Annotated in this window: 15 protein-coding genes; 12 read left to right on the plus strand and 3 right to left on the minus strand. The window is 70.5% G+C overall.

Going from position 1 to position 19,177, the window contains the following annotated elements:
* Positions 1-7 precede the first annotated feature (7 nt).
* Together cydD and ACFQQC_RS10340 are read left to right on the plus strand one after the other, a co-directional pair.
* Positions 8-1,615: a thiol reductant ABC exporter subunit CydD gene (gene cydD, locus ACFQQC_RS10335; protein ID WP_376862312.1), complete on the plus strand. Its 1,608-nt coding sequence runs from the start codon at positions 8-10 to the stop codon at positions 1,613-1,615.
* A gap of 8 nt (positions 1,616-1,623) precedes the next feature.
* On the plus strand, positions 1,624-3,270 hold the full coding sequence (locus ACFQQC_RS10340) for an ATP-binding cassette domain-containing protein (RefSeq protein ID WP_376862313.1): 1,647 nt from the start codon (positions 1,624-1,626) through the stop codon (positions 3,268-3,270).
* Here the strand turns inward: ACFQQC_RS10340 and ACFQQC_RS10345 are convergent.
* On the minus strand, positions 3,267-4,004 hold the full coding sequence (locus tag ACFQQC_RS10345; RefSeq protein ID WP_376862314.1) for a cyclic nucleotide-binding domain-containing protein: 738 nt from the start codon (positions 4,002-4,004) through the stop codon (positions 3,267-3,269). The two genes, ACFQQC_RS10340 and ACFQQC_RS10345, sit on opposite strands and share 4 nt — an antisense overlap.
* 96 nt (positions 4,005-4,100) lie before the next feature.
* Between ACFQQC_RS10345 and ACFQQC_RS10350 the strand changes: the two genes are divergently transcribed.
* The 5 genes from ACFQQC_RS10350 to ACFQQC_RS10370 all read left to right on the plus strand — a co-directional run bounded on the left by ACFQQC_RS10350 (position 4,101) and on the right by ACFQQC_RS10370 (position 9,087).
* Entirely contained in the window at positions 4,101-4,502 is a 402-nt protein-coding gene (locus ACFQQC_RS10350; protein ID WP_376862315.1) for a hypothetical protein, read from the plus strand.
* 54 nt (positions 4,503-4,556) lie between these two features.
* Positions 4,557-5,078 carry an RNA polymerase sigma factor gene (locus ACFQQC_RS10355; protein WP_376862316.1) on the plus strand — a complete coding sequence of 174 codons (522 nt, stop codon included), beginning with the start codon at positions 4,557-4,559 and terminating at the stop codon, positions 5,076-5,078.
* Positions 5,079-5,115: 37 nt separating this feature from the next.
* A complete protein-coding gene (locus ACFQQC_RS10360) occupies positions 5,116-6,054 on the plus strand; it encodes a FecR family protein (protein WP_376862317.1) in 939 nt (312 codons plus the stop codon).
* Positions 6,051-8,369, plus strand: coding sequence for a TonB-dependent receptor domain-containing protein (locus tag ACFQQC_RS10365; RefSeq protein ID WP_376862318.1), 2,319 nt, complete (start codon positions 6,051-6,053; stop codon positions 8,367-8,369). The genes ACFQQC_RS10360 and ACFQQC_RS10365 overlap by 4 nt, the downstream gene beginning before the upstream one ends.
* Positions 8,370-8,619: 250 nt before the next feature.
* Positions 8,620-9,087: an Ada metal-binding domain-containing protein gene (locus ACFQQC_RS10370; RefSeq protein WP_376862319.1), complete on the plus strand. Its 468-nt coding sequence runs from the start codon at positions 8,620-8,622 to the stop codon at positions 9,085-9,087.
* Positions 9,088-9,092: 5 nt separating this feature from the next.
* On the opposite strand, the gene ACFQQC_RS10375 is transcribed toward ACFQQC_RS10370, so the two are convergent.
* Entirely contained in the window at positions 9,093-9,992 is a 900-nt protein-coding gene (locus tag ACFQQC_RS10375) for an SDR family NAD(P)-dependent oxidoreductase (protein WP_376862320.1), read from the minus strand.
* A 186-nt stretch (positions 9,993-10,178) separates the two neighbouring features.
* Between ACFQQC_RS10375 and ACFQQC_RS10380 the strand changes: the two genes are divergently transcribed.
* The 5 genes from ACFQQC_RS10380 to ACFQQC_RS10400 all read left to right on the plus strand — a co-directional run bounded on the left by ACFQQC_RS10380 (position 10,179) and on the right by ACFQQC_RS10400 (position 17,799).
* Entirely contained in the window at positions 10,179-12,350 is a 2,172-nt protein-coding gene (locus tag ACFQQC_RS10380; RefSeq protein ID WP_376862321.1) for a TonB-dependent receptor, read from the plus strand.
* A gap of 80 nt (positions 12,351-12,430) precedes the next feature.
* Positions 12,431-14,020: an AMP-binding protein gene (locus ACFQQC_RS10385; protein ID WP_376862322.1), complete on the plus strand. Its 1,590-nt coding sequence runs from the start codon at positions 12,431-12,433 to the stop codon at positions 14,018-14,020.
* 73 nt (positions 14,021-14,093) lie between these two features.
* The gene (locus ACFQQC_RS10390) at positions 14,094-14,795 is read left to right on the plus strand and encodes a TetR/AcrR family transcriptional regulator (protein WP_376862676.1); all 702 of its coding nucleotides are present in this window, start codon (positions 14,094-14,096) and stop codon (positions 14,793-14,795) included.
* A 65-nt stretch (positions 14,796-14,860) separates the two neighbouring features.
* Entirely contained in the window at positions 14,861-16,174 is a 1,314-nt protein-coding gene (locus tag ACFQQC_RS10395; protein ID WP_376862323.1) for a spinster family MFS transporter, read from the plus strand.
* Positions 16,174-17,799 (plus strand): carboxylesterase/lipase family protein, encoded by a 1,626-nt coding sequence (locus tag ACFQQC_RS10400; protein ID WP_376862324.1) that lies wholly within the window; start codon positions 16,174-16,176, stop codon positions 17,797-17,799. The genes ACFQQC_RS10395 and ACFQQC_RS10400 overlap by 1 nt, the downstream gene beginning before the upstream one ends.
* Here the strand turns inward: ACFQQC_RS10400 and ACFQQC_RS10405 are convergent.
* A complete protein-coding gene (locus ACFQQC_RS10405; protein WP_376862325.1) occupies positions 17,796-19,157 on the minus strand; it encodes a DUF6880 family protein in 1,362 nt (453 codons plus the stop codon). The two genes, ACFQQC_RS10400 and ACFQQC_RS10405, sit on opposite strands and share 4 nt — an antisense overlap.
* Positions 19,158-19,177: the final 20 nt, after the last annotated feature.

Here is a 19,177-nt window from a genome sequence, read left to right on the forward strand (position 1 = left end):
TAAGACGATGACCGCCACCCCGATCCCCGACGAGACTCCGGCCGTCTGGCTGAAGCGCGCCGCCCGCCCCTGGCGACGGCTGGCGGGACTGGCCGGACTGCTGGCCGTGGCCGATGTGGTTCCTGCCGTGGGCTTCGCGGCCGGGCTGGCGTGGATGGTCTCCGGCTTCTCGATCTCCCTGACCGCGGCCCTGCCCGGGCTGGGACTGGCCGTAGGCAGCCTGTTGCTGCGGGCGCTGCTGGGGCAGGCCGCCGTCACCGTCGGCGCCCGCATGGGCCAGGTGGTGAAGGGCGACGCGCGGGAGCGGCTGCTGGCCGATCTGTTCGGACAGGGGCGCCGTTCCACTGACCGGCTGACGGCGATGGTCGAAGGCGTCGAGGCGCTGGACGGCTATTTCTCCCGCTTCGCCCCGCTGCGTCTGGCAGCGGCCCTGTCGCCCCTGCTGATCATCGCCGCGGCCGCGGTCGCCAGTCCGGTGGCGGCGGGCGTGCTGGTCTTCACCCTGTTCCCCTTCATCTGCGGCATGGCGCTGGCGGGAACCGCCGCGGCGCGCGAGAGCCGTCGCCAGTTCGAGACGCTGGAACGGCTGGGCGGCCTGTTCATCGACCGGGTGCGCGCCCTGCCCGCCGTCCTGGCCTTCGGCGCCGCGCCCCGCACCACCGCCGAGATCGCCCGCACGGCCGACGAGCTGGAGAAACGCACCAACCGCGTGCTGCGCATCGCCTTCGTCTCCTCCGGCGTGCTGGAGTTCTTCTCGGCCCTCGCGGTGGCCCTGATCGCCGTCTATTGCGGCTTCAACCTGCTGGGCCTGCTGCCCTTCCCTGTGCCGGAGCAGCTGACGCTGGCGCAGGCCTTCTTCGTGCTGGCGCTGGCGCCGGAGGTCTATCAGCCCCTGCGCCGTCTGGCCGCCGCCTATCACGACCGGCAGGCCGCCGAGGCCGCCGCCCCATCGCTGAAGACGCCGGATGTCGTGGCCAGGGTCATGCCCGAGCCGGGCGATCTGGCCCCGGCCATCCGCTTCCGCGACGTCGCCATCCGTTATGAGGCGGGCGCCGCGCCGGTGCTGGAGGGCTTCAATCTCGAGGTCGCGCCCGGCGAGACCGTGGCCCTGCTGGGCGCCAGCGGCGCCGGCAAGTCCAGCCTGCTGCATCTGCTTCTGGGCATGGCTCCGCTGAGCGCCGGCGAGGTCGAGGTCGGCGTCGCGCGACTGACCGAAAGCGGCGGCTTCGCGGGCCGGATCGCCTGGGCCGGACAGGCGCCGGTGGTCGTGCCGGGCACACTGGGCCAGAACATCGCCGTCGCCGATCCGACCGCCTGTCCGGGTCGTCTGGCGATGGCCGCACGCACGGCAGGGCTGACGGCTGATCTGGACCGCCCGATCGACGAGCGTGGCGGCGGCCTGTCGGGCGGCGAGCGGCGACGGCTGGGACTGGCCCGCGCGGTGCTGAAGCGCGCCCCGATCCTGCTGCTGGACGAGCCCACCGCCAACCTGGATCCCGCCGCCGAACAGGCCATGCTGGAGGTCATCCGTACGGCGGCGCAGGGGCGCACGACCCTGATCGCCACCCATTCCGAAGCCGTGGCCGCCCTCGCCGACAAGGTGGTGCGGCTGTGAGCGCCCCGATGAACATTCGCGACCTGATCGCCGACCAGCGCCGGGCCCAGAGGGACCGGCTGAGACTGGCCGCCGCCGCGGGCGCCGTCGTGTCGGTCGCCGCCGTCTGCCTGCTGGGCCTGTCGGGCTGGTTCCTGACCGGTGCGGCGCTGGCGGGCATGGCCGGCGCGGCGGCGGCCCACGCCTTCAACTACATGATGCCCAGCGCCATCATCCGCCTGCTGGCCATCCTGAGGACCGGAGCCCGCTATATCGAGCGGGTCGCCGGGCACGACGCCGCGCTGCGGGCGCTGGCGCGGCTGCGGCCGCAGTTGTTCGACGCCCTCGCCCACGCCCCCGTCGAGCGCGCGCTGGGCCTGTCATCCGGCGAGGCGTCGTCGCGGCTGGTGCAGGACGTGGACGCCGTCCAGACCCTGTTCGTGCGTCGGTCCGCGCCGTGGAGTCTCGGCGCCGGGCTGGCGTCATCGGTCGCCCTGGCCGCCCTCGCCAGCCCCTGGACCGCACTGGCCCTGGGCGCAGCCGTCGCCGTCACCTGCGGCGGGGCTGTCCTGATCGCCCGCACCCTGTCCGCCCCCGCCGGGCGGGAGTTGCAGGCCGCCATGGGCGCGCTGAAGGACCGCCTGTCGGCGCTGGAAGCCGCGGCCCCCGAATTGAAGGCCTACGGGTTGGACGGCTGGGCCGTGCGAGAGGTGGCCGAGGCCGGCGCCGCGCTTGACCGGGCGCAGGTGCGCCTGACCCGGGCCGGCGGCTGGATCGCCGCCTGGTCGGCGGCGTCCACCGCGCTGGCGGTCATGGCCGTGGCGTTTACCGTACAGGGCGCCGGCCTGCCGATGATCGCCCTGGCGCTGCTGGCCGCCGTCATGGCAATCGAGTCCGCCGCCGGACTGACCGGCGCCCTGCATCTCAACGGTCGGGCCGCGGAGGCGCTGGACCGTCTGGACGCCGCCCTGCCGACCGAACGCCCTTTGCGAGGCGAGACGCCGGCAAGCGCGAGCATCGCCCTGGGCGGCCTGGCCTTGTGTCAGGCGCCGCCGCTGGCCCCGCCCCTGCGGCTGGGCCTGCATGGCCCCTCGGGCGCCGGGAAGACCAGCCTGATCGAGCGGCTGTGCGGCCTGCGGGCGGCGATCCCGGATGAAGCCCTTCTGGGCGGCGTCGATATCGTCCGGATCGCGCCCGAGGCCCGCCGCGAACTGTTCGCCTACGCCGCACAGGATGTGCGCCTGCTCGACGCCAGCCTTCGCGACAACCTGCTTCTGGCGGGGCCCGCCGATGACGCGGCGCTGTGGGCGGCGCTGGAGGACGCGCGACTGGCGGATCGGGTGCGCGCTGACCCCGCCGGACTGGACATGGCCGTCGGTCCGAACGGCGAGCGCCTGTCGGGCGGCGAGCGGCGGCGACTGGGTCTGGCCCGCGCCCTGCTGAGGGACGCGCCCTGGCTGGTGCTGGACGAGCCGACCGAGGGACTGGACGCCGACACCGAGGCCCGCGTGCTGGCTGCGCTCGATCGACGGCTGGCGTCCCGCAAACAGGGTCTGATCCTGATCAGCCACCGCCCCGCCCCCATGGACATCTGCGATCTGCGGGTCCGGGTCGACGGGATGGAGGCGGACGGTCGGGTGAGGCTGGCTCCGGAGAGCCGCCCCGAAGCGGCCTAGTCGAGCCCGTCGGCGATCTCGCGCAGCCGTCCGGGCTGGACCACCAGCAGCTCATGCAGCGACAGCAGGCGGATCACCCCCGCGGTCTTCAGCTTGGTCAGCTCGCGGCTGACCGTCTCGATGGTCAGGCCCAGATAGTCGGCGATCTCGGACCGGGTCATGGGCAGACGAACGTGGCCGGCGGTCTGCGGGCGGATCGGGTCGCGCTCGGGCAGGTCGAGGATGAAGGAGGCGATCCGCTCCTGCGCCCGCTTGCGGCCCAGCAGCAGCATCTGGTTCTGCGCCGCCGCCAGTTCGTGGGTCGCGCGCTCCAGCAGCGCCTCCTCCAGCGCCGGAAGCTCGCGGATCAGGGCGCGATACTCGGTCTTGCGGAAGCGACAGAGGGTGACGTCCTCGATCGCCTCGGCGGCGAAGGCATAGTCCGACCCGCTGGCCAGCCCGACGAAATCGCCCGCGAACAGGAAGCCGGTGATCTGGCGGCGCCCGTCGGGCAGCAGTTTGTAGACCCGCACCGATCCGGAGGTGATGTTGAAGACATGGGTCGCCGGATCGCCTTCGCGGGTCAGGCTCTCGCCCGCCTTGAGCGCCGTCCGGTCAACGATGGCGTCCAGCCGCGCGAGGTCCTCGGCGGGCAGGCTGCCGCACACGCTGAACGCGCGCGCGCCACAGCTGATGCAGGCGGCCTCGCTGCGCCGTTTGGCGCAATCATTGGGGAGTGAACGAAGTTCAAGCATGGGAGACCCCAGAATAGGTCCAGGCCGGACGCCGACGCAAACCGGGATTGACCGAAATCAAGGTATGCGACGCCGCAACCCTTCATAGCACAGCTTATGCTGTTCGACGTGCGCCTGTTGGTCCCCGATGACGCCCTGCCGACCTATGCGTTGGCGCGGCTGCGCGAGCCGACGCTGTCGCCGCAGGCGTGGGCGGCGGAACTGGCGCGCCCGGTCGCTGAGGAAGGCACCTTCGCGGCCTTCTGCGGGTCCACGCCTCGCGGTCTGTTGCGCTACATGCTGGCCCGCGCGGCGGCCGGGGCCGAAGTCTTCGTCATCCGCTGGGTGACGGCCTTCGACCTGATCGACCCCCAACGCGTGGCGGAAGACCTGATCGCCGCCGTGCGGGAACGGGAGGCCTTGGCGGGCCGTGTCACCGCCTGGGCGCCGGGCGTCCCCAGCGGTCCCGGCTTCGACAGCGCAGTGGCTGAGGACGCCGTGCTTCACTCCGTTCTTTGAAGCTTCGCGCCATGGTCCAGATTTCGCCTTGATTGGAAGTCTAAGGCCGCAGGGATGGAGCCGTCCGCCGACATTCAGGCCGCGGGACTGGAAGCGGTGTTCGCCGAGATGCGCCCCGCGCTGATCCGGCGCGCCTCGGCCATGGGCGTCATCGCGGACGCCGAGGATGTGGTTCAGGACGTCTGGCTGAAGATCCGCAACGCCGAAGGGCCCATCGCCAACCCGCAGGCCTATCTGCTTCGCATGGTCTATACCGCCGTGCTGGACCGCCGACGGGGCGCCAAGCGGGCCGCCGCGCGGGACGCCGCCTGGCAGAGCCCGGCCAACCTGCCCGAGGACGGGCTGGAGGCGGCCGATGCGGAGCGCAAGTTGATCGCCGCCCAGACCCTGGCCGAGGTCGAGGCCCGGCTGGAGGCCATCGGCGACCCGGCCGCCGCCATCTTCCGCCGCCACCGCATCGACGGCGTGACCCAGCGCCTGCTCGCGATCGAGTTCGGCATGGGGCTCAGCACGATCGAGAAGCACCTGCGCAAGGTTTATGCGGCCATTCTGGACCTCTCGGAGGGCAAGGCATGAGGCAGATTCGCTTCGGCGGCGTCCCGGAGGCATGGGGATGACCGTCACGGACATGAAGATCGAACGCGACGCCCTGGACTGGCTGGTCCGGGTCAACGACCCCGACTTCGACCAGTGGGAGGCCTGGGAGGCCTGGCTGGCCGCCGATCCACGTCATGGCGAGGCCTACTGGCGCCTGGCCGAGGCCGAGGGGGATGCGGTCGAAGCGCTGAAGACGGCGCCCGCGCGCCCGTTCGTGCCGGTGTTCGCCCGCCGCCGCCCTGCCGCCCTCCCTCGCCTGGCCGTCGCGGCCGTGGTCGGAGTGCTGGCCCTGGGTCTGGGCTGGATCGGCTGGAGCCAGCGCCCCCAGCCCTGGACCGTCGAGACCGCGCCGGGTGAACAGCGCACGATCTCTCTGGCTGACGGATCGCAGGTGATGCTGGACGGCGGCACCCGACTGGCCATGGATCGCCGCGACCCGCGCGCGGTGACGCTGGAAAGCGGCCGCGCCCTGTTCGACGTCGTGCATGACGATACCCGCCCCTTCATCGTCGAGGTCGGCGACACCACCCTGACGGACCTCGGCACGGTGTTCGACGTCACCCACCTGCAGGACGGCGCCCGCGTGGCCGTGTCGGAGGGCGCGGTGCGCGTGGACGCCGCCGCCGGCAGCGCCGTGCTGAATCCCGGCGACAGCGTGATCGCCAGCCCGCGCGGTCTGGATCGCCTGCCCGTCGATATCGACGCCGTTGATGACTGGCGTGACGGGCGTCTGTCGTGGAACGGCGAACGGCTGTCGGTCGTGGCGCAGGATCTGTCCCGCGCCCTGAACCGCCGCGTCAGCATCGCGCCCGCCCTCGCGGACCGGCGGTTCAGCGGCAGTTTGCAAATCGGTCCGGGCGCCCGCGACCAGCGCGCGCGGATCGCGCTTCTGCTGGGCGTCTCGGTGGTGGAGGACGGCGAGGGCTGGCGGCTGGAACCGCGCTCCGCGCCGTGAGCGCCGTCGCCTGGGCGGTCGCGAGCCTGCTGACGGCGCAGGCCGGCGCGCCGCAGACCTTTGACCTGCGCGCCGGGCCCGCCGTGCCGTCGATCAACCGGCTGGCGGCACAGGCCGGGATCGATGTGGTCATCACCGCTGACCTGTCCGGCCGACAGACCCCCGCCCTGCAGGGCCGGATGAGCCCCGAGGCCGCGCTGGAGCGACTGCTGCGTCCGGTGGGGGCGCGGGCCGTACGGATCGGCGACGGCGTCTATCGCATCGAGGCCGCGCCACGGGCTGCGGCTCCGCGACCGTCATCCCCGCCGCCCCCGGCAGTCGTCGAGCCGGCCATTCTGAGCGAGGTGGTCGTCACCGCCGTGCCGCCCGTCGGCCTGAAGGACGCGGCGGGGCGCAGCCTGGTCGCTCCCGGCGCGCTGGAGCGGATCGAGGGCGCCGGATCCAGCGAGGCGGTCGCCGACCTGTCCGCGACGGTCGACTCGACCCGGCAGGGCCTGGGCCGCAACAAGCTGTTCGTGCGCGGCCTGTCGGACTCGGCGATGAACGGGCCGCTGCAGGCGACGGTGGGCCAGTATCTGGGCGATCTGCGTCTCGGCTACGGTTCGCCCGATCCGGACCTCGCCCTGATTGATGTGCAGCGGATCGAGGTCTTCGAAGGTCCGCAGGGCACGCGGTTTGGCGCGGGCTCCATCGGCGGCGTGCTGCGCATCCGCCCCCGCGCGCCCCTGACCGCAGAGACCTCCGCGCGCCTGATCGTCGGCGGCGGCCTGACCTCCGGCGGAGACGACAGCCATGAGGCGGCGGTGGTGCTGAACCACGGCCTTGGCGACGATGCGGCCGCGCGGCTGGTCGCCTACACCCGTCGCGACGGCGGCTTTCTGCACAGCCCTGACGGCGGCTCCAGCGGTCTGGACGCCATCGACACCGTCGGCGGGCGCGCCGCCCTGCGCTGGTTCCATAACGGCTGGGACTTCGAACTGAGCGGCGCCGCCCAGAGGGTTTCCGCCGACGATTCCCAGACCGTGCCCGCGGACGACATCGCCCTGACCCGCTCCACCAGCGTCGCGGAACCCTATGACAGCCGGTTCGGCCTTGTCGGCCTGACGGCGCGGCGTCAGTTCGGTCGGGTGACGCTGGTGTCGGCCACCAGCATCTCGCATCAGCGCCTGACCGAACGCTTTGACGCGACCCAGTCCGCCGAACCCGTCCCCAGCGCCATCGACAGGCGCCAGAGCGTGTCGACCTTCTCGTCCGAAGCGCGGGTGGACTTTACCGCCGACGACGGCTGGACCCTGTCCGGCGGGGGCAGCATCGCCTTTGGCGAGACCCTGGTTCAGCGCCGCTATCGCCTTCTGCCGATGGCCTCGATCTCGGAGCAGGCCGTTGATCTGACCCGTCAGTTCACCGAACTGGCGGCGTTCGGAGAGGTGGCGCTTTCCCCCGCCCCCGACTGGCGGGTCGCCATCGGTGCACGGGTGTCCACGGTCCGGATCGAGAGCGACATCCAGGATGTGGTCGTGAACATGCGCCTCGCCGACGACCGGCCCGGCGCGACCCTGAGACTGACCCCCAGCCTGTCCGCGCGCTGGGATGTGACCCCCGCGGTGACCCTGTTCGGACGCTTCGAGCACGCCGTTCGCCCCGCCGGGGTGAACGAGGCCAACGGCGCCTTCGCCCGCTATCAGGGCGACCGGGTCATCCTGCTGGAAGTCGGCGCCCGCACCGGCCCCGCCTGGCACGGGCTGTCGGGCGAGGTCTCGGCCGGCTGGGTGGACTGGCGCGACGTGCAGGCGGACATCGTCACCGAGGGCGGCGATCTGGTCACGGACAATGTCGGCGATGGCGAGATCCATTTCATCTCGCTGAAGGCCGCCTGGCGTCCCCATGATGCGCTGGAACTGTCCGGCGGCGTCTTCCTGAACGAGAGCCGCCTGACCCGCACCGGCTTCAGCACCATCGGCGGCGGCACGACCGACATTCCCAACGTCGCCCCCGTCGGCGCCCAGCTGAGCCTCGACTGGGAGGCCGGCGAGATCGGCCGCCTGCCCCTGCGCCTGGGGGCGGACTTCCGCTACATCGGGCAATCGCGGCTCGGCGTCGGCCCGATGCTGGACGTCCCGCAGGGCGGTTACACCCGCTCCGAGTTGACGGCCCGGCTGGGCGATGACCGGCGCGCGGCGGTGCTGCGCATCTCCAATCCCTTCGACGTTCAAGGCGTCCGTTACGGCATCGGCTCGCCGTATCAGCTTTCGGAACCGCAGGCCGCGCCGGTGCGACCGCTGACGGTCCGGCTGACGTTCGACGCCGCCTTCTGAAGAAAAAACGCGACGGACCGTAAGGCGAGCTTCGCCCGATGGCGTCCTGTTTCAGAGGCGCGATGACGCCTCGAACTGTTCGACGCCCGGAAGACGCCCGATGTTCATTTCAGATCTCGCCCGTCCGGGCGCCACGACTTTCTTCAGAAGCCTTGTGCGGGTCGCCTGGGCCCGTCCCGGCCTCTGATGGAAGGGATGGGCGCGTCTGCCCGCACCCCCGATCGGCGCGCCCATCTCCCTTTTTTTTCTGATGAGTTCATTCCCCGCGCTGGCCGCCCCCGACGGCCCTGCCCGCCGCCAGAACCGACTCGCCCAGTTGTATCGCCGCGATCCCGGCGCGGAGGGCCGGTTCTGGTATTCGGTTATCACCACCGGCGTCTATTGCCGCCCGACCTGTCCGTCGCGCCACGCCCGGTCCGAGAACATCCGGCTGCATGACACCCTTGCAGAGGCGCGGGCGACCGGCTTCCGGCCCTGCGGACGCTGCCGTCCGGAGGAGCCGTCTCTGGCGGATCGCCAGCGGGTGCAGATCGACATCGCCTGTCGTCAGATCGACCGGATGGGCCGCGCGCTGACGCCGTATGAAGCGACGGAAACGACCGGCCTGAGCGCGTCCCAGTTCTACAAGCTGTTCCGTCGGTTCACGGGCACGACGCCTTCCGGCTGGGCCCGAAGGGAGACGGGCAGCCCGCCGTCTCCCAGATCAGGGCCGCAGTAGGTCTGTCAGGCGGCGTTGAGCGCCCCTTCGCGCGCACGGTCCGGATGGTTGACCTCGTGGGTGTACTGGGCGGCGCCGGACGCCGGGACCTGTTCCGAGGCGCGATCCGAGATTCGCTCCCACTGGTCTTCGATCCGGTCGGCGGCGTCGGCGACGGCGCCCAGATGGATGCCCTGCGTCATGCTGATGTGGGCCTGTTCGAAGGCGCCCGCCCCCGCCAGCAGAATGGTCCGCGTCGGCGCGTTCTCGCTGGCCAGGGCCACCACCCCCGGGCTGACCAGATCGGTCGACAGGCCCTTCAGGTCGTCGTCGGAATACAGTCCCTCGGTCATCTGCGTCGCGGCGCTGGGCGCCAGGCAGTTGACCCGGATGTCGAACTTGCGGCCCTCCAGCGCCAGGGTCTGCATCAGACCGACCAGCGCCATCTTGGCCGCGCCATAGTTGGACTGGCCGAAATTGCCGTACAGGCCCGACGATGAGGTGGTGAAGATCACCCGGCCGTAGCCCTGCTCGCGCATGTGATCCCACGCCGCCTTGGTCAGGTTGACCGAGCCCATCAGGTGCACGTCCAGCACCAGTTCGAAATCTTCGAGGTCCATCTTGGCGAATGTCCTGTCGCGCAGGATGCCCGCATTGTTCACCAGGATGTCGATCTGGCCCCAGTGGGCGATCACGCCTTCGACCATGGCGAAGACGCCCGGACGGTCCGTGACGCTGCAGGCCCACGGCAGGGCCTGCCCGCCTGCGGCTGTGATCTCGGCGGCGACCGCCTCGCAAGCCGCGGGCTGCAGATCATTGACCACGACCTTCGCCCCGTACCGCGCCAGCGCCAGGGCATGACTGCGGCCCAGCCCCCCGCCGGCGCCGGTGACGATGGCCACGCGGCCCTTCAGATCGATGGTCATGCTGGTCTCCCTGTTGCGGACAGCGCCGCCTCTTCCCCGCTTCGGGGTGGGCGCACTCTGCTGATGTTGGCCGAAAGGTCAATCTTCACTAGCCGGCGAGTGAGGATTGACGAGACCCTGAATCGGTGAGACGGTGACTGCATGGCGCCGTCAGAGCGCTCGAGGAAACACCGAGGGAGGAAGACCATGGGGCGCAAGCTCTGGCTCACCACATCCGCAGTCGCCCTGCTCTGGACGGGCGCCGCCCAGGCCCAGGACGCGGCGCCGCAACAGACCGATCAGCAGGAAGAGGCCACGTCGCTGGGCGACGTCGTCGTCACGGCTGAACGCCGCACGACCAATCTGCAGGAGACCGCTGTCGCGGCCACCGTGCTGGCCGGCGAAAGCCTGGACGACCGCGGGGTCTTCTCGCTGGAGCAACTGCAGTTCGTGGCCCCGTCCACGACCGTCCAGAACTACGGCCAGGGCAATTTCTTCAACGTCCGCGGCATCGGCAAGTCCGAGGCGACCACCGCCATCGGCGTGGGCGTGACCACCTATCGCGACGGCGTGCCGGTCTTCCCCGGCTACTTCCAGGCCGAGCCCTATTACGACATCGGCGGCGTCGAGCTGCTGCGCGGTCCGCAGGGCACCTTCGCCGGCACCAACGCCACGGGCGGCGCGGTCTTCGTGACCTCGCGCAACCCGGACTTCACCGGCGTGAACGGCTATGTGATGGGTCAGGTCGGCAACTACGACAACCTGAAATTCCAGGGCGCGGTGAACCTGCCGATCACCGACACCCTGGCCGCCCGCTTCGCCGTCAACAGCGAGCATCGGTCCAGCTTCCACGAGATCACCGGCCCCTATCGCGGCAGCCCCGGAGACGTGGAATCGAACAGCGTCCGCGCCAGCTTCCTGTGGACCCCGACCCCGGCCCTGCGCGTCCTGCTGAAGGGCGACTACAACAATCTGGACTTCGGCGGTTACCCGGCCGACCCGGTGCTGGCGACCAATGATCCGTTCAAGATCACCGCCAACGGCCCGCATTCGGGCAAGGACGAGACGGCCCGCGTGTCGCTGAACGTCAGCTACGTCTTCGACAACGGCGTCACCCTGCGTTCGATCACCGGCTACCAGGACGGCATCAGCGTCTTCTCGACCGATCTGGACGGCACCAGCGCGCTGAACAACACCTTCTATGACCGCGTCGAGGAAGAGGTTTGGTCGCAGGAGTTCAACCTGGTCTCGCCGGACAACCAGCGCCTGACCTGGCTGCTGGGCACCTTCTGGCAGCAGGACCATGTGACCTTCCCGGTCACCACCTTCCCGCAGGGCGCCTATCACGTCGGCTTCCCCGAAGGCGTGCTGGACTACTACATCTTCGGCGAGACCCCGAAGGACACCAAGGCCGTCTTCGGCCAGATCAGCTATGACATCTCGGACCGCCTGCAGATCCAGCTGGGCGCCCGCTGGTCGGAAAGCACCTCGCGCAACGAGAACGTCTACACGACCTACCCGGCGTTCGGACTGCAACTGCTGCAGAACGACGAGGTCACCGCCGAAAAGACCACCGGCAAGCTGAGCATCAACTACAAGCTCGACGACAACAACTTCCTGTACGGCTTCGTCGCGACCGGCTTCAAGATGGGCGGGCTGAACGCGCCGAACTTCTACGTCCCGGCCAGCTCGTTCGGCCCGGAAGACGTGATCGACTACGAGCTGGGCTGGAAGTCGACGATGTTCGGCGGCCGCGTCCGCACCCAGCTGGGCGCCTATTACATGACCTATGAGGGCTTCCAGGTGATCGTCGGCGATCCGGCGGTGCCCCTGTTCAGCTCCATCGTCAACGTCCAGGACGAAACCGTGCTGATGGGGCTCGAAGCCTCGGCCCAAGCGCGCATCAACGACTGGACCGTGGATGTCGGCGCCGCCGTGTCCCACTCGGAATTGGGTGACTTCTACGCCGCCGATCCGCGCATCTCACGCACCGGAACCTGCAACGCGCAGACCGGTCCGGCTTCCGCGAACTGCCTGAACCTGGGCGGCAACACCCAGGGCTATGCACCTGAGCTGACCTTCAACGTCGGCGTCCAGTACGACTTCCAGATGGCGAACGGCGCGACCCTGTCGCCCCGGATCGACTACGCCCACATCGGCGAGGCCTGGACCAGCATCTTCAACAATGCGGCCCTCGGCGACCGGCTGGAGGCCCGCAACCTGGTCAACCTGCTGCTCAGCTACAAGACCGACAACTGGACGGTCGCCGGCTATGTGCACAACGCCACCGACCAGACCTACATCGCCGCGGTCAACGCGGGCCTTCGTTACGCCGGCGCCCCGCGCCAGTTCGGCGTGAACCTGACGCGGACCTTCTGACCGCGAGGGGCGGCGGCCTTCGGGTCGTCGCCCCGCCCTTCCATTTCCCCTTTCGTATTCATGTGGACCACCGCCCAAGGATGACCGCCTCTCTGCCCGGCCTCATGCAGGATTACGCCCTGACCGTGGATCGCTTCCTGGACCACGGCGCCAAGTGGCACGGGCGCGCGCAGGTGATCACCGCCGGCGGTCCGGACGGCGACATGGCCATCGGCTACGGCGACCTGCGGGAGCGGGCCAACCGCCTGTCCGGCGCCCTGCTGGACCTCGGGCTGAAGCCGGGCGACCGGATCGCCACCCTCGCCTGGAACACCCAGCATCACGTCGAGGTCTGGTACGCCGCCATGGGCGTGGGCGTGGTCTGCCACACACTCAATCCCCGCCTGACCATCGCCCATCTGGCCGCCATGGTGGCCAAGGCGGATGACAAGGTGCTGGCGGTCGGCGCGGGCCTGCGCGACATGGCCGAGGCCCTGCTGGACGCCTGCCCGTCGCTTGAGCGGCTGATCCTGCTGGACGGCGAAACGCCCGAGCCGGGCCGGACCGACGTTCTGGCTCTCGAGACCGTGCTGGCCGAGCGCGGACGCCCCGCCGTCTGGGGTGATTTCGACGAGCGGTCGCTGGCGGGCCTGTGCTTCACCTCCGGGACCACCGGCGCGCCCAAGGGCGTCGGCTACACCCACCGCTCCAACTACCTCCACACCCTGCGCGCCCTGCAGGCGGATTCCATCGCCCTGACCGCCAACGACAGCGTGCTGGTGGCCGTGCCCATGTTCCACGCCAACGCCTGGGGCCTGCCCTTCGCCGCCCCGGCGGTCGGCGCCCATCTGATCCTGCCCGGCCGGGTCACCGACGGCGCCAGCTTGGCCCGGCTGATCGACCGGCATCAGGTCACCGTCGCCGTCGGCGTGCCGACAGTCTGGCTGGGCCTTCTGGATCACCTCGACGCCACCGGCGGCCAGACCCACAGCCTTGAGCGGGTCATCATCGGCGGCTCCAGTTGCCCGGACAGCCTGCTGAAGCGGATGGAGAGCCGGTTCGGCGCCACGGTGCAGACCAGCTGGGGCATGACCGAGCTGTCGCCGTTGGGCGCCATCTCTCCCCGCACTGACCAGCCGGGCGCCGCGCGCGGTTCAGGCCGTCCGCCGCTGGGGCTGGACCTGCTGCTGACCGACGCCGACGGCGTTCCCCTGCCTGACCAGCGCGACGGCGTGGGCCATCTGAAGGTTAAGGGCCAGAGCGTCGTGAACCGCTATTTCGGCGCCGAGGCCGCCGCGACGGATCAGGAGGGCTGGTTCGACACCGGCGACCTCGCCTCGCTGGACGATGCCGGGAACCTGACGCTGGCGGGCCGGTCCAAGGATCTGATCAAGTCCGGCGGCGAGTGGATCAACCCGGTCGAGATCGAGGAGATCATCGGGGCCCTGCCCGAGATCGGTCTGGTGGCTGTCATCGGCCGGACAGACCCGAAATGGGGCGAACGCCCGCTGATGGTGATCGAACCGGCGCGGGGGCAGGACATCGGGGACGAGGCGCTGAAGGCCTCCCTGAAGGGACAGGTCGCCGACTGGTGGATCCCGGAGCGTGTCGTGCGGGTCGAGGCCATGCCGCTAGCCGCCACCGGAAAGATCAACAAGACCGTGCTTCGCGCTACCTATGGGGGCGCATAGGATGACTGCCGTCTCCATTATCGAGTCGGCGTCTGACCTTGAGGATGCGCCGGACCGGACCGAGGTTCAGGCCATGACCACCCCGCCCCGCAAGCCGCGCCGCAAGGCCGAACAACGCGCCGAAAGTCTGGAGCAACTGCTCGACGCGGCCGAGGAGCTGTTTTCACAGCACGGCTTCTACGGCGTCACCATCAAGGACATCGCCGACAAGGTCGGGGTCCACAAGTCGCTGGTCCATTACTACTTCACCGACAAGCAGGAGGTGTTCGATAAGGTCATGGCGCGGCGCGCGCCGGTGACCAGCGGACGCCGGATGGAGGCGCTGGACGCCTATGAGAAGGCGGCGAACGGCAGGCCGACGGTCGAGGGCGCCCTGCGCGCCTTCCTCGACACCGATCTGGACACCTATTCCAACGGCGGCGACGGCTGGCGCTACTTCGGCGCCCTGAGCGCCCAGATCAACAACACCCCCGCCTGGGGCGCCGAGGTGATGGACCGGCTGTACGACCCGGTCGTGCTGCGCCTGATCGGCCTGCTGAAACAGGCCATGCCGGATGCCGCCGAGGAAGATATCTTCTGGGGCTATCACTTCGTCACCGGCGCCCTGACCCTCAGCCTCGCCCGGACAGGCCGGATCGACCACCTGTCGGGCGGCAAATGCCGGTCCGACGACTTCGACGCCATCAAGGAACGGATGGCCGCCTTCATGGCCCACGGCTTCATCGGCGTCTGCCGGGACCGGGCCGAGGCGCGCCGCAACAGCCAGAACGAATGACCTCCGCCTGACCGGCGGCCAACCAACGACAGACGGGCGAAAGACCCGCATCGAGGAAACGAACCATGAGCGCCACACCGATTGAATCCGGAGGACCGCCCGCCGCCCGCCCCTCGGTCGGCCGCAAGGCCTGGGTGGCCCTGGGCGTGCTGTGGTTCATCTATGTGCTGAACTTCCTCGACCGGCAGCTGCTGTCGATCCTGGCCAAGCCGATCCAGGACTCGCTGAACATCACCGATGGCCAGCTGGGCCTGCTGGGCGGGCTCTATTTCGCATTCTTCTACTGCTTCATCGCCATTCCGGTGGGCTGGCTGGCGGACCGGACCAACCGGGTCTGGGTCGTCTCCATCGCCTGCGGCATCTGGAGCGCGGCGACCATCGCCTGCGGTCTGGCCAAGACCTTCCCGCAGCTGGCCGTGGCGCGCATGACCGTCGGCTTCGGCGAGGCCGGGGGCGTGCCGCCCTCCTATGCCATCATCACCGACTACTTCCCGCCGCGCCGTCGCGGTCTGGCGCTGGGCCTCTACAATCTGGGGCCGCCGCTGGGCATGGCGCTGGGCGTCCTGTTCGGGGCCCGGATCGCCGCCGAGTTCGGCTGGCGCGAGGCCTTCATCGCCATCGGCGTGCTGGGCGTCGCAGTGGCCATCGTCACTCCGATGCTGGTGCGCGAGCCGAAGCGCGGCGGCCTGGATGCCGCCTCGACCACGACCGCCGGGGTCGCCCCCACCGTCGCCAAGGCGCCGTTCTGGGCCACCGTGGGCGACTTCTTCCGCAACCCGACCCTGCTTCTGGCCGCGCTGGGCAGCGGCGTGACCCAGATCATCACCTACGGCTTCGGCAACTTCACGCCGCTGTACCTGCAGCGGGAGCTGGGGATGACGCCGCAGGAGCTGTCGATCTGGTTCGCCCTGATCGTCCTGTTCGGCATGGGCGGCGGCATTCTGGCGTCCGGCTTCCTGATCGACCGGTTCACCCGCTGGTCGAAGACGGCCTACGCCCTGCTGCCGGCGATCTCGCTGACGGTCGCCCTGCCCTTCTATCTGCTCTTCCTCTGGGCACCGAACTGGCCGCTGGCGCTGGTCATCCTGCTGGGGCCGACGCTGATGAACTATTTCTACCTGTCGTCCTCGGTGGCGCTGGTCCAGGAAGAGGTCGCGCCGAACAAGCGGGTTCTGTCCGGCGCCCTGCTGCTGCTGGTGATGAACTTCATCGGCATGGCGGTCGGCCCGACCTATGTCGGCTTCGCCAGCGACCATTTCGGTTCGCTGCGCACCGCCCTCTACACCCTGGCGCCCGTCTATCTGGTGGCCATCGCCATCTTCCTGGTGCTGGCGCGCCGGCTGGGCCGGGACAAGTCGCGCGCGCAAGGGGCCGCGTGATGAAACGCCTCCTCTCGATCGCCGTCAGCGCCCTCGCCCTGACCGCCTGCGCCACCGCCAGCGCCCAGACCGTCACCGCCCCCGCGGGCGCCGTGCGCGGGACGACCGAAGGCGAGATCGCCAGCTTCAAGGGCATCCCCTTCGCCGCGCCGCCGGTGGGCGAGATGCGCTGGCGTCCGCCCGCCCCGCCCGCGCGCTGGACGGGGACGCGCGACGCCACCCGCTACGGCGCCGCCTGCATCCAGCCGACGCCCCACGTCCAGACCATCTATTCGGCGGACATCGGGGCGACGAGCGAGGACTGCCTGACCCTCAACGTCTGGACGCCGTCCACCACCGGCAAGGCGCCGGTCATGGTGTGGATCCATGGCGGGGCCCTGGTCACCGGCTCCAGCAAGGAGACGCTCTACGACGGCGCCCGGCTGGCCCGGGAGGGCGTGGTGGTGGTGTCGATCAACTACCGCCTCGGCGTTCTGGGCTGGTTGGCCCATCCGGACCTGAGCGCCGAGAGCCCGCTGGGCATCTCCGGCAATTACGGCCTGATGGATCAGGTCGCGGCGCTGGAGTGGGTAAAGCGGAACATCGCGAGCTTCGGCGGCGATCCCGACAATGTCACGATCGCCGGAGAGTCCGCGGGCGGGCTGAGCGTGCTGTATCTGATGGGTTCACCGCTGGCGCGCGGCCTGTTCGACAAGGCGATCGCCCAGAGCGCCTACATGATCTCGACGCCCGAGCTGACGACGGCCCGCTTCGGCGCCCCGTCGGCGCAGGATGCGGGCGCCGCCCTGTCGCGCACGCTGCAGGCGCCCAGCCTGCGCGCCCTGCGGAGCATGGACGCCCAGACCCTGACCGACCGCGCGGCCGCGGGCGGCTTCGCCACCTTCGGCGTGATCGACGGCAAGATCCTGCCGCGCCAGATCGTCGATGCCTTCGACCGCGGCGAACAGGCGCCGGTCCCGGTGCTGGCCGGGTTCAACAGCGGTGAGATCCGCTCGCTGCGGATGCTGGCGCCGCCTGCGCCGGGCAGCGCCGCCGACTATGAGCGGATGATCCGCGAGCGCTACGGCGACATGGCCGACGCCTTCCTGCGCCTCTATCCGTCGGCGGACGTGGGCGAGAGCATTCTGGCGACCAGCCGGGACGCCCTGTACGGCTGGACCTCCGAGCGGATGGCGCGGTCGCAGACGGCGGCGGGGCATCCGTCCTTCCTCTATCTGTTCGACCATGCCTATCCGGCGACCGAGGCAGCCGGTCTGCACGCCTTCCACGCCAGCGAACTGCCCTACATGTTCGGCACGCTGGACCGCACCCCGCCGCGCTGGCCGAAGGTTCCGGGCACGGCGGATGAGCGCCGCCTGTCGGACGCCATGGTCGGCTACTGGACCAGCTTCGTCCGCACCGGCCAGCCGGTGTCTGTGAATGCGCCGGACTGGGCGCCCTATGGCGACAGCCGCAACTGGATGATCTTCCGCGATCAGCCGGTGCTCGAGGCCGCGGTCTTCCCCGGCATGTTCGAACTGCACGAACAGACGATGTGCCGCCGCCGGGCGACCGGGACGATCGGCTGGAACTGGAACACCGGCCTGGCCTCGCCGCCCATGCCGCCCGCGACCGAGGGCTGCTAGCGGCGCGGGGGGCGTCCCGTCCCGATGTCCGTGCGAAGTCCGGCGACGAAGGCGGCGTGGCCGTCGTCGCCGGCCTCGACCGCGAGGCTCTCGGCCTCATGGACCAGGCCCTCGACCTCATCGCTCATGCCGCTGCCCAGCCGGACCAGCGTCTTCGCCCGCGCGCGCAGCAGCATCAGCGCCGCCTTCGGATAGCGGGCGGCCAGCCGCGACGCCCACAGGGCCGTGTCCTCATGGCCGCCGCGCAGTTCATTGCCCCGCGCCTCGACCATCTGCGCCGCCTCGCGCAGGGCGGGCCAGGTCATCAGGAAGGCCAGCCCCTTCACCGGATCGAAATAGCCGGCGGCATGGGCGAAGGCGCGGTCCAGCGCGACCACGTCCTCGAAATCCGGCAGACGGGCGGCGATGGCGCGCAGGGCGTCCGGCGACAGGGTGCGCTCGAACAGGGCCCAGCGGGCGTCGTCGGCCTCGGCCGCGCGCCCCTCGGCCTCCAGCACGGCGATCTCGGCCTCCAGCCACTGTTCCGGCGGCGCGGGGGCGGGCTCGGGCTTGCGGCCCCAGCGCGACGGCGGCGGCGCAGCCGGTCGTGAGGCGTCCAGCGCGGCGCGCGCCTCCTCCGCCCGGCCGGCGGCGGCCAGACGCGCGGCCATGACCGAACCGACCTCGGGCCGGGTCCGGTCGTCGTCGGGGATGGCGCTGATCCAGGCGTCCAGATCGCCGCTGCGCTCCGCCAGCTTGCGCACCACCAGCGCCAGCCGCCCGGTCGGACGAGGCTTGCCCTTCGTCAGATCCGCCAGCAGGGCCGAGGCGACGGCAGGGCTCAGATCGCCCACGCCCCGCCCGATCCACGACGCCCATTCCGACAGCCGGGTGGCCAGCGCATCCGACAGGATCGGCACGGCCCCCTCCGGCCCCAGCGCTGAAGCCAGCATCGCCAGCTCACCGGTCGCGCCGTCGAACAGCAGACCCAGTTCACCCTTCGGATCCTTCACCCGCGCCGTCAGCCCCGGATAGAGATCGAACCAGGCCACCATCCGGTCGAACGCCAGACGGGCGTCCAGTTCGGCCAGCCGGTCCACGATCATCCGGCGCAGGCTCTGCAGGTCGCGGATCAGCTCGGGGCGCTTGCGCCAGGACACCCGCACCCGGCTGTCGCCCAGGGTGGTCAGCCGCTTGTCCAGCTCCAGCGCCAGATCGGGGGCCCCGACCTCGCCCGCCAGCTCCATGCGCAGACGGCGCTTCCACAGGGCGTCGCCGCCCGCGACCTCCATCAACAGCCCGGCCAGCCGCGCCTCGCCGAGGAAGGCCAGGTTGGCGGCGGTCAGGGTTTTCTTCGGAACAGCAGGGCGTTTCGCCATTCGCCCTAAGTAGGCCGCGC

Source organism: Brevundimonas sp. GCM10030266 (assembly GCF_042666595.1).
Classification (GTDB): domain Bacteria; phylum Pseudomonadota; class Alphaproteobacteria; order Caulobacterales; family Caulobacteraceae; genus Brevundimonas.

Excerpts from the sequence above, each read along its gene's own strand:
- ACFQQC_RS10390 (WP_376862676.1), top strand. The coding sequence starts at position 14,094 with ATGACCACCCCGCCCCGCAAGCCGCGCCGCAAGGCCGAACAACGCGCC.
- ACFQQC_RS10375 (WP_376862320.1), bottom strand. The coding sequence starts at position 9,992 with ATGACCATCGATCTGAAGGGCCGCGTGGCCATCGTCACCGGCGCCGGC.
- ACFQQC_RS10380 (WP_376862321.1), top strand. The coding sequence starts at position 10,179 with ATGGGGCGCAAGCTCTGGCTCACCACATCCGCAGTCGCCCTGCTCTGG.
- ACFQQC_RS10345 (WP_376862314.1), bottom strand. The coding sequence starts at position 4,004 with ATGCTTGAACTTCGTTCACTCCCCAATGATTGCGCCAAACGGCGCAGC.
- ACFQQC_RS10355 (WP_376862316.1), top strand. The coding sequence starts at position 4,557 with ATGGAGCCGTCCGCCGACATTCAGGCCGCGGGACTGGAAGCGGTGTTC.
- ACFQQC_RS10370 (WP_376862319.1), top strand. The coding sequence starts at position 8,620 with ATGAGTTCATTCCCCGCGCTGGCCGCCCCCGACGGCCCTGCCCGCCGC.
- ACFQQC_RS10360 (WP_376862317.1), top strand. The coding sequence starts at position 5,116 with ATGACCGTCACGGACATGAAGATCGAACGCGACGCCCTGGACTGGCTG.
- ACFQQC_RS10405 (WP_376862325.1), bottom strand. The coding sequence starts at position 19,157 with ATGGCGAAACGCCCTGCTGTTCCGAAGAAAACCCTGACCGCCGCCAAC.
- ACFQQC_RS10400 (WP_376862324.1), top strand. The coding sequence starts at position 16,174 with ATGAAACGCCTCCTCTCGATCGCCGTCAGCGCCCTCGCCCTGACCGCC.
- ACFQQC_RS10385 (WP_376862322.1), top strand. The coding sequence starts at position 12,431 with ATGACCGCCTCTCTGCCCGGCCTCATGCAGGATTACGCCCTGACCGTG.
- cydD (WP_376862312.1), top strand. The coding sequence starts at position 8 with ATGACCGCCACCCCGATCCCCGACGAGACTCCGGCCGTCTGGCTGAAG.
- ACFQQC_RS10340 (WP_376862313.1), top strand. The coding sequence starts at position 1,624 with ATGAACATTCGCGACCTGATCGCCGACCAGCGCCGGGCCCAGAGGGAC.
- ACFQQC_RS10395 (WP_376862323.1), top strand. The coding sequence starts at position 14,861 with ATGAGCGCCACACCGATTGAATCCGGAGGACCGCCCGCCGCCCGCCCC.
- ACFQQC_RS10350 (WP_376862315.1), top strand. The coding sequence starts at position 4,101 with ATGCTGTTCGACGTGCGCCTGTTGGTCCCCGATGACGCCCTGCCGACC.